The 14,223-nt window shown below is 50.4% G+C and carries 13 protein-coding genes; 5 read left to right on the top strand and 8 right to left on the bottom strand.

Annotation, left to right across the window (positions count from 1 at the left end; all coding sequences use genetic code 11):
* Positions 1-247: 247 nt before the first annotated feature.
* Positions 248-3,442, bottom strand: coding sequence for a WD40/YVTN/BNR-like repeat-containing protein (locus ABD880_RS15665; protein ID WP_345168175.1), 3,195 nt, complete (start codon positions 3,440-3,442; stop codon positions 248-250).
* A 253-nt stretch (positions 3,443-3,695) separates the two neighbouring features.
* Between ABD880_RS15665 and ABD880_RS15670 the strand changes: the two genes are divergently transcribed.
* Positions 3,696-4,256 carry a hypothetical protein gene (locus ABD880_RS15670; protein WP_345168178.1) on the top strand — a complete coding sequence of 187 codons (561 nt, stop codon included), beginning with the start codon at positions 3,696-3,698 and terminating at the stop codon, positions 4,254-4,256.
* Between the two features lie 61 nt (positions 4,257-4,317).
* Here the strand turns inward: ABD880_RS15670 and ABD880_RS15675 are convergent, their stop codons facing one another.
* From ABD880_RS15675 to ABD880_RS15690, 4 genes are all read right to left on the bottom strand, one after another.
* Positions 4,318-4,986 carry a hypothetical protein gene (locus ABD880_RS15675; protein WP_345168181.1) on the bottom strand — a complete coding sequence of 223 codons (669 nt, stop codon included), beginning with the start codon at positions 4,984-4,986 and terminating at the stop codon, positions 4,318-4,320.
* A 5-nt stretch (positions 4,987-4,991) separates the two neighbouring features.
* A complete protein-coding gene (locus ABD880_RS15680) occupies positions 4,992-6,260 on the bottom strand; it encodes a hypothetical protein (protein ID WP_345168184.1) in 1,269 nt (422 codons plus the stop codon).
* Positions 6,223-8,658, bottom strand: coding sequence for a DUF2339 domain-containing protein (locus ABD880_RS15685; RefSeq protein ID WP_345168186.1), 2,436 nt, complete (start codon positions 8,656-8,658; stop codon positions 6,223-6,225). Before ABD880_RS15685 ends, ABD880_RS15680 begins: the two co-directional genes overlap by 38 nt.
* A 127-nt stretch (positions 8,659-8,785) precedes the next feature.
* Positions 8,786-9,694 (bottom strand): NAD(P)/FAD-dependent oxidoreductase, encoded by a 909-nt coding sequence (locus ABD880_RS15690; RefSeq protein ID WP_345168189.1) that lies wholly within the window; start codon positions 9,692-9,694, stop codon positions 8,786-8,788.
* Positions 9,695-9,854: 160 nt separating this feature from the next.
* Here ABD880_RS15690 and ABD880_RS15695 point away from each other — a divergent pair, with 160 nt between their 5' ends.
* Positions 9,855-10,235: a Fur family transcriptional regulator gene (locus ABD880_RS15695; RefSeq protein ID WP_345168191.1), complete on the top strand. Its 381-nt coding sequence runs from the start codon at positions 9,855-9,857 to the stop codon at positions 10,233-10,235.
* Positions 10,236-10,369: 134 nt separating this feature from the next.
* Here the strand turns inward: ABD880_RS15695 and ABD880_RS15700 are convergent, their stop codons facing one another.
* The 3 genes from ABD880_RS15700 to ABD880_RS15710 form a co-directional block, all read right to left on the bottom strand.
* The gene (locus ABD880_RS15700; RefSeq protein ID WP_345168194.1) at positions 10,370-10,981 is read right to left on the bottom strand and encodes a superoxide dismutase; all 612 of its coding nucleotides are present in this window, start codon (positions 10,979-10,981) and stop codon (positions 10,370-10,372) included.
* Positions 10,982-11,049: 68 nt separating this feature from the next.
* Positions 11,050-11,496 carry a nucleoside deaminase gene (locus ABD880_RS15705; protein ID WP_345168196.1) on the bottom strand — a complete coding sequence of 149 codons (447 nt, stop codon included), beginning with the start codon at positions 11,494-11,496 and terminating at the stop codon, positions 11,050-11,052.
* Between the two features lie 113 nt (positions 11,497-11,609).
* On the bottom strand, positions 11,610-12,158 hold the full coding sequence (locus ABD880_RS15710) for a hypothetical protein (RefSeq protein WP_345168199.1): 549 nt from the start codon (positions 12,156-12,158) through the stop codon (positions 11,610-11,612).
* A 452-nt stretch (positions 12,159-12,610) separates the two neighbouring features.
* Here ABD880_RS15710 and ABD880_RS15715 point away from each other — a divergent pair, with 452 nt between their 5' ends.
* The 3 genes from ABD880_RS15715 (at position 12,611) to ABD880_RS15725 (ending at position 14,162) form a co-directional block, all read left to right on the top strand.
* The gene (locus tag ABD880_RS15715) at positions 12,611-12,994 is read left to right on the top strand and encodes an NADH-quinone oxidoreductase subunit A (protein ID WP_345168201.1); all 384 of its coding nucleotides are present in this window, start codon (positions 12,611-12,613) and stop codon (positions 12,992-12,994) included.
* 104 nt (positions 12,995-13,098) lie between these two features.
* On the top strand, positions 13,099-13,653 hold the full coding sequence (locus ABD880_RS15720; RefSeq protein ID WP_066506071.1) for an NADH-quinone oxidoreductase subunit B: 555 nt from the start codon (positions 13,099-13,101) through the stop codon (positions 13,651-13,653).
* Between the two features lie 2 nt (positions 13,654-13,655).
* The gene (locus ABD880_RS15725) at positions 13,656-14,162 is read left to right on the top strand and encodes an NADH-quinone oxidoreductase subunit C (RefSeq protein WP_345168206.1); all 507 of its coding nucleotides are present in this window, start codon (positions 13,656-13,658) and stop codon (positions 14,160-14,162) included.
* The last annotated feature ends 61 nt before the right edge of the window (positions 14,163-14,223 follow it).

Genomic DNA, 14,223 nt, shown 5'->3' on the forward strand with positions numbered 1-14,223 from the left:
AGCTTGTTTAGAGAAGCCTCGGGTTGAACAAAAGTTGCAATTTTAAGGATGCCTGAGGAAGTAATCGGCTTAACAATCAATAGTGTAAATGCCCCTCAAGCAAAGCATTAGCTTTATGCAATATATGCGTATTTCCCGCAATTGCAAACAATACGTTTTTGGCCTATTCTCCAGAAAACAGCCCAAAAATTACAAAGCCGATGCGGGTGAGGCATCGGCTTTGCAATAGATGAAAATAAGAACAGGCTTACAGACCTTCCTTCTTGGTAGTGTCTTTAATGATGATGGCGTCTACGTTCTTGTTTCTAATAAGCTGGTTCAAGGCTGGAAGTTCTTTGGTGAACACCTGGTTCAGCTTCTGCAACTCCTTGTCAATCTCAGCGGTGATTTCCTTCTGGAATGCGTACTGTTGCTCCGTTGGGCGGTAATCTCCCTGCGACGCCTGAGAGGCTACGTTGGCCAGGCGGTTGTTCAGCTTGATAGGATAGTTCAAAGGGTCCTGACCTGAGCGGTTCTTGGTCTGGTACAGGGCTTCTTCTACTTCGGTCATGCGCTTGTTCAAGTCCTTGGCAGTGGCCAGCACATCTTTCATGTCCTCACGGCCCTGGAACTTAGACGTCACGCTGTTAATCTGGGTGCGGGCTTCACGTATCTTGCTGATGGCGTCGTTGGTCTCAGTCAGTTTGTCACGCACCGAAAGTAAGAAGTCAAACTGTGCTTTCAGGTCCGCTGGCTGGGTTTTACTGCGTGGGTCTTGCAGAATCTCAAAGTCGGTTTCCTGCTTCTGGCCGTTCACCGTCAGGCGCGCGGTGTAAGTACCCGGAATGGCTCTTGGTCCCTGCGTACCGCCTCCCCACAGAATCATTCCTTCAAACTTAGAAGCCTCTGGGTAGAGCATGTTCCAGACAAAGCGGTTCATACCGTCTTTCACGTCCAGTTTAGAGGCGCGGTCTTTGGCGTTGCTGGCGTATTTCTTAATCAGCTTTCCGTCTTTCTGTAGCAATTCTAAGGTCACGGTAGTAGCAGAATCTGGTTTCTGCGCCAGGTAATAGTGAATCATGACCCCACCCGGATGGTTCTGTCCTTCCAATTTAGGGTTGGCATTATTGCCTCCGTTCATGCGGTAGCTAGGCATGGGCTTGTACAAATGCACTTTGCTGGTGGCCACAGTGCTGTTCAACTGATGCAGAGGCGTCAAGTCATCAATAATCCAGAAGCTTCTACCTTGGGTGGCAGCAATCAGGTTGTCGTTTTTGATAGTCAAGTCAGTGATGGGCACCAACGGCAGGTTCAGCTGGAACGGTTGCCAGTTCTTGCCATCGTCAAAGGACGCATACATGCCGTACTCAGTACCCGCATACAGCAAGCCAGCTCGTTTTGGGTCTACACGCACCACGCGCGTGAAGTGGTTCTCATTGATTCCTTTGGTGATTTTAGTCCAAGACTTTCCATAATCATCTGTTTTGAACAACAGAGGCTGGAAATCTCCTTTCTTGTACAGCGTGGCTGCGAAGTACATCACGCCTTTCTGGGTTGGGTGAGGCTCAATGCTGTTCACCATGCTCCACTCAGGCATGTTTTTAGGCGTCACGTTCTTCCAGGTCTTCCCGCCGTCGCGGGTTACGTGCACCAGGCCGTCATCAGAGCCGGTCCAAATCACGTTCTCCTCAGCGGGTGACTCCGCGGCCGCGAAGATGGTACCGTAGTACTCCACGCTGGTGTTGTCCTTGGTGATAGGCCCGCCCGACGGCCCTAAGGTAGACTTTTCATTGCGTGTCAAATCTGGGCTGATATCCTGCCAGCTCTGCCCTTCATTGGTGGTCACGTGCAAGTGGTTGGACGTAGTGTACATCTTCTTGGGGTTGTGGGGCGAGAAGAAGATAGGGAAGTTCCACTGGAAGCGGTACTTCAAGTCTTCGGCACCGTGACCCATGGGGTTGTCTGGCCACACGTTGATGGTGCGCTCAAAACCGGTGCTGTGGTCTACTCTGGCTAAGAAACCGCCGTAGTTACCGCCGTATACAATCTCTGGGTTGGTGGGGTCCACCGCAATGTGCGCACTTTCAGCACCTGCGGTTTCTTCCCAGTCATGCATGCCAATGCTTCGGCCGGTGGTGCGGTGGGCAATGCGCACGGTAGAATTGTCCTGTTGCGCTCCGTAAATGCGGTACGGGAAGGCGTTGTCTGTCACCACGCGGTAAAACTGCGCCGTCGGCTGATTGTCTGGCGTGCTCCAGTTCTGGCCTCCGTCAAAGCTCACCTGCGCCCCGCCGTCATCCGCAATAATCATGCGTTTCGGGTCCTCGGGTGCAATCCATAGGTCATGGTGGTCACTGTGCGGAGACATGTAGTTTTTGAAGGTTCTTCCGCCGTCTGTAGAATGGTGGTAAGCCACGTTGAGCACGTACACACCGTCTTCATTTTTAGGGTCTGCCGTCACACGGGTATAGTACCAGGCGCGCTGGCGCAGGTTGCGGTCATCGTTGAGCTTGGCCCAGTTTTGTCCGCCGTCATCTGACCGGAACAGTCCGCCGTCCTCAGCTTCTACCATGGCCCACACGCGCTGGTTGTTCACCGGAGAAACGGCTACGCCGATGATGCCCAACGTACCCTTCGGTAAACCGGTATTTTTAGACAGTTCTTTCCAGGTGTCCCCGCCGTCGGTGCTTTTCCAGATGCCGGAACCAGGTCCGCCTGATGATAAGCTGTACGGTGTGCGTTGCATGCGCCAGGTGGTGGCATACAGGTTACGCGGGTTCACAGGGTCAATAGTCAGGTCAAAGGCGCCCACTTCTTTATTTACAAACAGCACGCGCTCCCAGTTTTTACCTCCGTCTTTGGAGCGGTACACGCCTCGCTGGTCATTGGGCGCATAGATATTGCCCAATACGGCCGCGTAGACCAAGTCAGGATTTTTAGGATGAATGCGCACGCGCGGAATGTGCTTAGAATCCTTCAGACCGATGTGTTTCCAGGTAAGGCCGGCGTCTTCCGACTTCCACATACCAAAGCCCGAGGACACGTTGCCACGTACCGTTTTCTCGCCTTCGCCCACGTAAATCACGTTAGGGTCAGACTCTGCTACGGCCACCGCGCCAATAGAACCCCCGAAGAACTTGTCAGAGATATTCTCCCAGCTGGAACCGCCGTCTTTGGTGCGCCAAACGCCACCGCCCGTCGCCCCGAAGTAGAACAAGTTGGGCTGGCCCGGTACGCCGACCGCCGTGCCTGAACGTCCGCCCCTGTATGGCCCAATAGAGCGCCAGGTCAAAGCATTGTATAGTTTTTCATCAAAGCCTTCTTTGCTGGCTTTCGACTTTGTGGTTTTAGAAGTGGCAGGTTTCTGTTGCGCCTCACTGGGCAAGGCTGGCAACAAGAGCAATCCGCCCAGTAATACGGGCATGGACTGGCGCAGGAACCGTTGCGGGAAAGGGTTCTTCATGGGAGATTCTAGTTTGTTAGGTAGTGTATAGGATTGAGTGTCTGAAGCTAAGCAAAAAAGCCATTGCTTGGATAGGTGGTGCGCGTTTTTGGCCTGTTTTCTGGGAATTAGGCTGAAAATGAAGTTGCTCAATTTGTAAGTTGGGCAACTTCACAATTAAAATATCTCCCTACTAGATATTTGATATCTTTCTAACATCGAATCATAATCTATACTCATGGTAAGGATTTGCATACTGCTTTTTGTAATTAGTTTGACTGCATGTACCACCAAACAGGCAGAACCAATATTTGAAGTTTCCACTGCTCAAGAACAACCAGTACAGGTAGACTCTACCATGCAGGAAGCACCGGTCACGGCACAAGAACCAGTCTTAGAAGGTTTAACGCCCGAAGAAAAGCTAGATAGTGCAGAAGTAGAGATGGCAGTCAAACGGATGCAACCAAGAAACGATAGCGGAGAAGGAGAGTGGATATTAACGGGCTATGTGGGCAGTAAGAAATTCATTGAAGACCCTGACGTGCTTACATTATTGCCAAATGGCAAATACTTTGTCTTCAATGACTTTTATGGGAAAGCCAATTTTCCAGTAATTGAGAAAGGTCTTTATGAGCTTGACTCAAAGGCTAAAACTCTAACTCTAAAAAGCAGGAAGCTTTCTAAGAATGGCTATTCTTTCCTAGAAGATGAATCGACTGCCGTAAGAATTAAAATTAGCGAGTTAACCGATGATAAGATAATTCTGTGCTTCGCGCCAGATACTTGCGGTGAGTTTGAAAGGCTTTCTGATTATCTAAATAAAAGGGGATTGTAAATTTCAACCAAGCCCTTTTCTCATTTTTGACCTGTTTTCTGGGAATTAGGCTGAAAACGATTTACAGTGTTAGTTTTATTTCTCGTGAATTAAAAAGTACTCCGGTTACTTCGTCTCCAATTGGTAAGGTGAATAGAAGTGTAAAGCCTTTTTTGAATTTTATTTTATTGCCAAACTTAAGCGATATAGGTGAACCTGATTGCATAGGAATAATTCCGACCAACTGGTGTTTTTTATCAAAGACTTTTACATCAAAGTACTGGCTAATTTGATACCTGTTTTCTGCTAGTTCACCTGTCTGTGAATTAAATAGTTGAAATTTAATTAGCTTACTGGCTAATATGTTTTGTTTGGGAAGTTCCACTTCAATAAGGGGAGGTGCAAGGGCTTTAAACGTGGCTATTACTTCAGATAGGTGTTTTCTGCCACTTTCAATAATGGTACATATCGCCTTAACTGTTACTGGCCCTGGAGCAGTTGGAACAATGTATAGAATAAAGCCCTCTTCAGGGTTATGTTGTAGAGAATCAAGATAACCATTAGTGATTTGGGTAATTTTAAGGAAGTCATGACAAGCAACTTCTTGATGTTGCCTAACTACCATGTGTTTTAGAGGAAAATCGAATGGATAAGTATCATATGTAACAATAAAAGGTTGATGGCTCTGGGGGTAGGCGTGATTAAATATTAAGCACAATGCGGCAACTAAAAAGAGGCTACTACTTTTCATGTTTCTCATACTTTCTTCTTCTTATCCATATCTTTCAACAACCGCAGGGTCATATAACCCAAGCCAATGGCCACTACGCCAATTACCGCCCACATGAGCATCTTAGAACCTTGTGATTTAGGCTTTTGCTCTTTGAGTAGCGTGATTTGCTGAACCGTAACAATAGGCAAATTAGTCGGGATGCTATCCTGGAAGAACTGTAAATCATACCTAGGCGCTTCTACATCTTCATCTCCAAAACGCAAAGTGTAGGCTTTGTTGGGTTGGAGTTGGGCTACGGCGTATCGGTTTAATTGCAGGACTTGCATCGAGTCAATTCTAAGAGGCGGGTTGTCTTCGTTCTGAAGCTGGATGACCAAACGCTCTACTTTCTGGCGGGGCAGGTTGACTTGGGCTGGTGCGTTGGAATGCAGGGTGAATGGCTCAAAAATAAGATGTGTGTTGTTGCGTCGTCGTCTCTTTCTCTGGCGACGCGAACCGTCAGTGCGTTCGCCCAGAATCACTTTCCCTTCGCGGTAATACAATTGGGGAGCAGAGATGTAAAAGACCAATTGCTCTGGGTGCACCGTTTGCCCGAAGTCTAGGCTCAAGTACGTAGTTTTATCAGTGCTGTCTTTGCGGGAGAAGTGCTGGATGGGAATGCGGGTGTATTTGCCGGCCTCAGAATAGGTGTCATAGTAGCCGGCTTTTAAGATGTTGAGCGGTGCACTGGCAGAATCGTTAAGCTGTAGCCTGAAGTAGCGGTACTTGCTCAGCGGGAAGTCCAGCAACTTGACCTCGGCGGTCTGCTTCTCATTTTTAATGGCGTACAGCACGTCCTGTTCTTTAAGCACGTACCAATCCTGCTGGTTGTCGCTGCCGCTCAAGGCCACCGTTTTCCGGACTTCGGCGTTGCCAATGAGCAGGCTGATGTTGTTGATGCTCCGTTGTTCTGGGTTGTGGATGAGCAGTTCAGAAAGGCCGCCGGGCTGACGGGTGTAGCGCAGAATCTGGTAGGGCTTGAAAAGGGTCCGGTACTGCACCGGTTCTTCGGTCTGCAAGAGATAAGGCACTTCTTTTCCGTCTGTGCCATAGAGTCGCAAATCTTCCAAACCCGCTTGCAAACGCCCGGTCACGGAGGCAGGCAAAAGCACCCGGTGCCAGCCTTGCGTAGCCACAGGAGACAAGGTCGCCTTCCAGCCGAAGTCCTGGGCCTGGGCAGACGTCCAACCCAGCAAAAAGGCCAGAAGAAACAGGCTACGCTTCTGGGGAAGGAGAGGAAGAATCAGGCGCATGGGCATCATCAACAAGAATGAGGTTTTTGAGTTTTTGGTACATAAAGGACACCACCAGCAGGATGACGCCCAGGCAGATGAAGGCCGCAATCTTGCCGCCCTCCGAGATGCCCCTGATGTCAAATAGGAACAGTTTCACCAAGGTCAGGAAGAACAAGGAGAGCGAAATGATACGCAAGGTCTTCAGCTTTTTGGACATGCCCAAGGCCATCAAGACAAAGGAAGCCACGCCCCAGAGAATAGGGAAGCCAATCTTTCTGATATGTTCCTGCAAGGCGTAGATGCCAGTCTTAGCCTCAAAGAATAGGATCATCCACCAGTGCTCCAGTTCAGCGGAGGCTAAAAACACCGCCACAAAACTCACCAGCCATAAGCCAATCTTTCCCAGCCTGCTGTGCAGTCCCACCATCCTTTGCAGCAGACGCACCATAGCCACCAGCAACACCAGAATCAGCAGAAATGGCAGATAGTGCAGCAGGAAGGAGGCCATCGTTTCGCCTTGTTGTAACAAATACGCGTTGCGGGTTTCTATGGTAGTGGGGTGCAGGATGACCAGATAGGAAAGAATGGCCGCCAGTGAAAACGCCAAAGCGCCCCATTGGTACACAGGGTTGCCGCGGCGCTGTCCCCACCAGACCAAGCCTAATAAGTACAGGTAATGGAATAAGCCTAAGACCAGTGTCTGGGCGTTTCCGGTTAAAGAAGAATAGCTCAATTGGTGGTCCAGTTCCAGCACCAGCACCAGGTACAAGCAAATGACCAACGCCGTGCCCACCAGTTGGCGGTAGCGGTGCCAGAACCTGGGCTGCTGTGCACTGACTTCCTCTTTGCCCAGCAACCACCAGGTGCCCGCCAATCCGACCACGGCCACAGCGCCCGTGATGAACAGTTTGTTGATAAGCGGCGACAGTTGCGTTCTGGTGATGGTATACCCCATCCAGTCCATGGCCAGGCTCACCACCATCAAACCCAGCACCAACACCGAGGCTGATTTGAGCAGTTGAATGCCCGACCGCTGGAACAACCATAACAGCAGAACCGCCTCCAAAGCCCAGAACAGTGTGATGTAATTGCCCTCCAACTGCACCGGTGCCGTCAAACTCACAAACGTGAGCACTAGGCCAATGAGCAGATACACCAGGTTGCGGTCCACCTGCTGGCGGCGGTACAAGGCAAACGCGAAGACAAAGTTGAACACCGCCAACAGAATGGTGAAGAGCCCCTGGTACTGCCCTTGGCCCAGATAGGTCAAAATGTACATGCCCGCCGCGTAATACAGGAAGCTGTTGCTGAGCAAGACCAGAATCTCGGGGGCGGTGAAGCGCCTGCTTTCTTTGAGGTTGTAGACCATGTTCATTAAAAAGAACACCAGGTAAAAGAGCGTCGCGAAGAGCAGGGCGCCGGCCAACGGGGCGTTGGGCACTGAGACTACTTGGGTGCCCAGCCAACCGCCGTACAGAATGATGGTGAAAACGTAGGCAATGAGGTTGAGCAAGTTCCATTTCTTGAAATACGCCAGCACCAGAATACCCACGTTCAAGACCAGAATAAAACTGAAGAGCACCACGTAATTGCCTTCGCCGGTGCTGAGCATGAACGGACTGCCAAAGCCGCCAACCAGGGACAGCACCGCCAATTCAATCCTGTCATAGGCAATGGATAGGAAAATGGTAAAACCCGTAATGGCCACCATCAACAAAAACCCCGCCGTCTGACTGAACAGCTGGTACTCATGAAACGCAATGGCAATGGTGAAATACAGAATGGCCATACCGCCACCCACCAGCACAGAACTGAATGCCTTGTACTCCACGCGTAGTCTGTGGGCGACCGCAATCAAGGCACCACCGGCCAAGAGGCCAATGGCTACGCGGCCTATCTCATTTATCCAGTCCTGGTCAATGGCATATTTCACGAAGAACCCGATGCCCAGCACCAGAATGGCAATCCCCAGCTTGTTGATGAGGTTCTCCCCAATGAACTTCTCCCAGTCCAGATTCTCTGTGAAGGAAGAAAAGATGTTTTTGCGGGGTTCAGATTCGGTTTCGGACACTGGCGTGAAAGCCGCCGTAGCCTGGCGTTCAGGCACGTACGGCTCAAACACCGGCGATTTTGGGGTAGGTCTGGGAGGCGGCGGCGGAAGCGGGGCGGGTGTAGGAACAGGCGGGGGAGTTGTTTTTTGAACCGGGGTGCTGGTAGAAGCCGTGTCCCGTTTAGCGGCAAAGGAAGCGGCATCCCAAGACGGTGCAGAAGGTTTCTGAGCCTGTTGCTCGCGTAGCAAGCGCACCTCGTCTTGTAGTTTTTGCAAGGTGTAGTGCTGCTGGTCCAGCCGTTTGACCAACCGGTTCCCAACCACTACCAGCAGAACCAGCAACACTACAAGCAGTACAATTTCCATAGAATCCCGTCACATATATTAGATTCTATATTACGACTTTATCTTGGAAAAACCTGTTCAAAGGCGGCTTGGAGCGAAGTGTCCAACTATTAGGTAGGCGTTTTTGGCCTGTTTTCCGGAAAACAAGCTAAAAACGTTCTTCAATCAGTTCTTTGTTGAGCATGGCTCCGGCTTTGGTACCGGCGGCCACAGCCACAGAGACGGTGCGGATCATGGTGGTGGCATCTCCGGCGGCATAAATACCAGGCACGGTAGTTCTAAAGAACTCATCTACCTGCAGAAAACCTTGTTCAGTCAAGACACAGCCTAATTCTTCTGGAAGCTTGCAATGTTGCGTCATAGCCGGTCTGGCAAAAACGGCGGCCAATGGGAGGGTAGTGCCGTCATTGAAAACTACGCTTTGTAGATTTCCCTGTACATGCGCCAATTCCTTAATTTCCCGTTCGTCTATCTGGATGTGGTGATGTGCTAAAGCCTGGCCTTGTTCTGCGGTGAGGGTGCTTTTGCCGTTGGTGAGCACGGTTAGGGAAGGCGACCAGTTGGAGATGAGCCGCGCAAACTCAAAGGCCATGTCCCCATTGGCCAAAACCGCCAGGTTCTGGTGGTGGACTTCATAGCCGTGGCAGTACGGACAATGTAACACGGAGATACCCCAGCATTCTGCGAAGCCTTTCATCTCTGGCATGAGGTCCTTCACGCCGGTGGCAAAAAGGAGTTTATGAGCCGTGTAGGTCTCACCCGCTGACGTACTTACCTCAAAGGCGTTGTTTTCTCCGGTGGCGTGTACGGCTAAGGCGTTTTTAAACACCACAGTAGGGTAGGCCAGTACCTGTTCTCTGGCTTTCTGGGAAATGGCCGCGGGCGTTTCACCGTCTTGGGTGATGAAGTTGTGCGAGTGCGGCGTCTGTCTGTTGCAAGGTTGTCCGCTGTCCAGTACCAGCACGTTTCTAAGCGACCTGCCCAAGGCCATGGCCGCCGACAGGCCCGCGTAGCTTCCCCCAATGATGATGGCGTCAAAGTCTTTTCTCTCTTCCATAATGCTATTGTTTCATAAGCTACTTCAAATGAATAAGGGCCATATTGCTGAAGAGTACTTGTCATAGTAATCAAGCCGTGGGCGGTGTTCACCGTGAAATAGGTTTGGCAAATGTAGAGATGTTTTATATTATTGCAACAATGTTGCATTAATAAAATTTATGAAGAGACGAAGCACCCCCACCCAGCAGTCCATCTTGTCTTTGTTGCAGACGGCGGGCTCTGCCCTGAGCCAAGATATGATTGAGCAAAAACTGAAGGGTGAGGCTGACCGGGTGACCATTTACCGGGTGCTCAACCGCTTTTGCGAGGACGGCATTACGCACCGCATCGTCTCAGATGACGGCAAATACTACTTCGCGCTGTGCCGCAGTTGTGAGAAGCACCACCACACCCATGACCACTTCCATTTCAAATGCGTGACTTGCCTGCGGGTGGAATGCTTGCCAGAGCAGGTGAAACTTACCCTGCCCCAGGGCTACAAAGCAGAGCAGGTGAATTGCTGGGTTTCTGGATACTGCGCCAGCTGTCAAACGGTGTAATCGTTTTTAGCCTCTTTTCTGGAAAATAGGCTGAAAACGACTTTTCATATCGCATCCATCCTGGAATTCATGGCGCATAAGAAAAGCCCCACTGCTGGCAGTGAGGCTTTTCTTATTAAATTACGCAGAATTGATTAACCGTTGGCTTTCGCGTAACGGTTGTTTACTTCGTCCCAGTTGATGAGGTTGAAGAACGCTGTGATGTACTCTGGTCTGCGGTTCTGGTATTTCAAGTAATACGCGTGCTCCCAAACGTCCAATCCTAGGATGGGTAAGCCGCCGCAAGAGTCAACGCCTTCCATTAAGGGGTTGTCTTGGTTAGCGGTAGAGCAGATTTGCAGCCCGCCGCCTTCAACAGCACATAGCCAAGCCCAGCCAGACCCAAAGCGGGTGGTAGCGGCCTTGGTGAATTCTTCTTTGAACGCGTCATAAGACCCGAATGCCTTTTCAATGGCCTCGGCCACGGGACCGGTTGGGTTGCCGCCGCCGTTCGGGCTCAAGATGGTCCAAAACAGGTTGTGGTTGTAATAGCCGCCGCCGTTGTTTCTGATTGCTGGCGTCTTGGCCGCATCACGCAACAACTCCTCAATGGTCTGACCTTCTTTGTCAGTGCCCTGGATGGCGTTGTTCAGGTTGGTCGTGTAGGCCTGGTGGTGCTTGGTATGGTGAATCTCCATGGTCTGACGGTCAATGTGCGGTTCAAGCGCATCGTACGCATACGGAAGTTGCGGAAGTTCAAATGGCATAGTTTTACAGGTTAAGGTTGTACAATAAATGATGTCTGTATAGACATACGGACTGCGCCAAAGTTAATCTAAATTCTTTTCGCTCTAAAGAAATCAGACATCAGCTGACTGCACTCGTTGGCCAGGATGCCGGCCACCAGTTCGGTCTTAGGGTGCAAAAGGTTCACGCCCAATCTGCGGTAGCCGCGCTTCTCATCTGCCGCGGCATAGACTACGCGCTTAAGCTGGGACCAATAACTGGCCCCAGCGCACATTACGCAGGGTTCTACGGTCACATACAAGGTGCAGTCATGCAGGTACTTGTTGCCCAGGTGGTTGGCGGCGGCGGTAAAGGCCAGCATCTCGGCGTGGGCGGTGACGTCGTTGAGCTTTTCGGTCTGGTTATAGGCACGGGCTATGATCTTGTTCTGGCAGACAACGACGGCGCCAATCGGGATTTCCCCCTCTTCTAAAGCATATTGGGCCTGTTTGTAGGCCTCGCGCATGAAATGTTCGTCTGAGTGTACACTGAGCACGGCTGGGTTGGGTTAAATGAGAACGGGTAGCTCTTTTTACCGCTACCCGTTCTGCTATGTTACAAAGGCGTTTTTGGCCTGTTTTCTGGAAAAGAGGCCAAAAACGGAATACTCTACTTGACTTGGGCGCTGGCCATCACAGCTTTGGCGGTCTCCTGCCACTGCGGTTGCAATTGCGCCGGGGCGTTAAAGCTGAAGATGAGCATCTGGTCCTTTAAGAAGGTGTACTGGATGATGGTGTACTTTCTAACCGGGGCTAATTGCTGGGTCTTGCGTTCGTCCTTTACGGTAGACACAAACTCAAACACTAAGAAGTCGCGGCCGTTGATCTTCTGGCTTTCCTCTTTGATGAACTTCACCTCAGAGAACATGCGTTGGATGGAGGCCTTGTAAAAAGACTGCATCATCTTCACGTCTCCCTCCGGGAAAGTGCTGGGGCGCTGATTGACGCTAATGTCTATTTGGCCGTCTGGGCTGGTGAAGACGCCCAGCGGTTTACGGGCCGAAGGGTACTCGCGGGCAATGCCGTCATCTGGCATCACGGCAAACGTTTCTGGTATGGCCAGGCTCACGTTCTTGGTAATGGCTATTTTCTTAAGTTTTGGTCCGTCAAAGGCCAATAAGAAGGGCAGGAGGAGGGCTATGAGATATTTTTTGTTCATGTTCTTATATAAAGGTGTTGTTGCCACGCTGGCAAAAGCAAATACCAGGCCGGTAAGTTCCAGAAGAAGGCGGGGCAAAGGTAGGGGAGAAAACAGCAGCTTTTCAAATGCGCGGCGGGCAGAGAAAAAGCCCGGCTAAAATAACCGGGCTTTTGCCATGTTTGAAGAAAGCTTTAATAATTCAAACAGGGAAAGCGTAGCGTCTGAGGGGGAGACCGCTAAACCTTATGAGAACATTCATGTTCTACTATGTAAAGAAAGAATTTTTTTGAGAATAATAACAGCCAAGGCCGGAAATATTTAATTATTTCTAAAAGGAATATCGTTTGCCAAAGAAGATTTAAGAAAAAGCCAAGTCTGGGCAGCAGTATCCTTCGGTTCAGTGAGCATTCTCTATTTTCCTTTGAATCTTAGGTAATAGTGCCTAATTTTGCCACCTAATTTGCTTTATTATGGAACCGACAGCAACTGCGCAATATGTACCGGGCGATTTCCTGCCCATCGTGATTCAGTTCGCGGCCGCTCTGGGCTTTGTGGTTTTTGCCATGGTGGTGACGCACCTCATTGGCCCTAAGCGCCACAGCAAAGTAAAAGACGCTTCCTGGGAGTGCGGTATTGAGTCTAAAGGCGATGCCCGTGCCCCTATCTCCATCAAATATTTCCTGATTGCCATCCTGTTTGTACTTTTTGACGTGGAGGTGATCTTCCTCTACCCTTGGGCGGTCAACTTCAAATATCTGGGAATGGACGGCTTTGTGTGGATGCTGGTGTTCATGGGCTTACTTTTGACCGGCTTTTTCTACGTGCTCAAGAAGGGCGTCCTTAAGTGGGAATAGAATTGCATTTTACCTGCGCCGCTAACAAACTATTATAAGCTTACAGGTGTTCTAGAGAGCAGGCGTTTTTAGCCTCTTTTCCAGAAAACTAAGCAAAAACGAACATGAGCGATAACAAAAGCGATATTACCCTGGTGAATGCCCCAGAGGGCATTGAAGGTGCTGGCTTCTTTGCCACCTCTATTGAGAAGGTGGTAGGCATGGCCCGTAAGCACTCTTTATGGCCTTTGCCGTTTGCCACGTCTTGCTGCGGTATTGAGTACATGGCCACCATGGGTTCTCATTATGATATTTCCCGTTTCGGGTCTGAGCGTCCCAGCTTCTCCCCGCGCCAGGCAGACTTGCTGATGGTGATGGGTACCATTGCCAAGAAGATGGCACCGGTGGTAAAGCAGGTGTATGAGCAGATGGCCGAGCCCCGTTGGGTGATTGCCGTGGGTGCCTGCGCCAGCAGCGGTGGTATCTTTGACTCTTACAGCGTATTGCAGGGCATTGACCGCGTAGTACCGGTAGACGTGTACGTGCCGGGCTGCCCGCCGCGCCCAGAGCAGATTCTGGATGGCTTGATGCGTATTCAGGATTTGGCTGAGAACGAGTCCCTGCGCCGCCGTAACTCACCAGAATATCAAGCATTACTAGCTTCTTACAACATTAAATAGGCATGTCCGAACTTACCAACGAACTCCTCATCCAAAAGCTTCAAGAGAAGTTTGGGGACCAGGTGTTTGATATCCAGGAGCCTTACGGTCTGGTCACTGTGACCACCACCCGTGAAAACATCATCCCCATTCTACAGGCACTGTATGATGATGAGATGATGCAGTTCCAGTTCCTCACCACCATGTGCGGAATCCATTACCCAGATAACAAGGGCCAGGAGCTAGGCGTGATTTACCACGTGCACAGCTTGGTACACAACGTGCGCCTTCGCCTTAAAATCTTCTTCTCTGAGGATGATGCCGTGGTGCCAACCGCCACCAACCTGTACGCCACCGCCAACTGGATGGAACGTGAGACCTGGGATTTCTACGGCATCCGATTTGAGGGTCACCCTAACCTTATTCGCATTCTCAATGTGGAAGAGATGGAGGTGTTCCCCATGCGTAAGGAGTTCCCGCTAGAGGATCAAACCCGCGAAGACAAGATTAATACCTTCTTCGGAAGATAATAGAAGGCCTAAACCGATGATTGCGCAAAAGCACGGTCATCGGTTTTGCCGCATACCCTAA

The sequence above is a fragment of the Nibribacter koreensis genome, assembly GCF_039541795.1.
GTDB lineage: Bacteria > Bacteroidota > Bacteroidia > Cytophagales > Hymenobacteraceae > Nibribacter > Nibribacter koreensis.

What these genes read in the sequence shown, in the direction of transcription:
- ABD880_RS15665 (WP_345168175.1), bottom strand. Translation starts at nt 3,442, where the DNA reads ATGAAGAACCCTTTCCCGCAACGGTTCCTGCGCCAGTCCATGCCCGTA.
- ABD880_RS15675 (WP_345168181.1), bottom strand. Translation starts at nt 4,986, where the DNA reads ATGAAAAGTAGTAGCCTCTTTTTAGTTGCCGCATTGTGCTTAATATTT.
- ABD880_RS15680 (WP_345168184.1), bottom strand. Translation starts at nt 6,260, where the DNA reads ATGCGCCTGATTCTTCCTCTCCTTCCCCAGAAGCGTAGCCTGTTTCTT.
- ABD880_RS15685 (WP_345168186.1), bottom strand. Translation starts at nt 8,658, where the DNA reads ATGGAAATTGTACTGCTTGTAGTGTTGCTGGTTCTGCTGGTAGTGGTT.
- ABD880_RS15690 (WP_345168189.1), bottom strand. Translation starts at nt 9,694, where the DNA reads ATGGAAGAGAGAAAAGACTTTGACGCCATCATCATTGGGGGAAGCTAC.
- ABD880_RS15695 (WP_345168191.1), top strand. Translation starts at nt 9,855, where the DNA reads ATGAAGAGACGAAGCACCCCCACCCAGCAGTCCATCTTGTCTTTGTTG.
- ABD880_RS15700 (WP_345168194.1), bottom strand. Translation starts at nt 10,981, where the DNA reads ATGCCATTTGAACTTCCGCAACTTCCGTATGCGTACGATGCGCTTGAA.
- ABD880_RS15710 (WP_345168199.1), bottom strand. Translation starts at nt 12,158, where the DNA reads ATGAACAAAAAATATCTCATAGCCCTCCTCCTGCCCTTCTTATTGGCC.
- ABD880_RS15715 (WP_345168201.1), top strand. Translation starts at nt 12,611, where the DNA reads ATGGAACCGACAGCAACTGCGCAATATGTACCGGGCGATTTCCTGCCC.
- ABD880_RS15720 (WP_066506071.1), top strand. Translation starts at nt 13,099, where the DNA reads ATGAGCGATAACAAAAGCGATATTACCCTGGTGAATGCCCCAGAGGGC.
- ABD880_RS15725 (WP_345168206.1), top strand. Translation starts at nt 13,656, where the DNA reads ATGTCCGAACTTACCAACGAACTCCTCATCCAAAAGCTTCAAGAGAAG.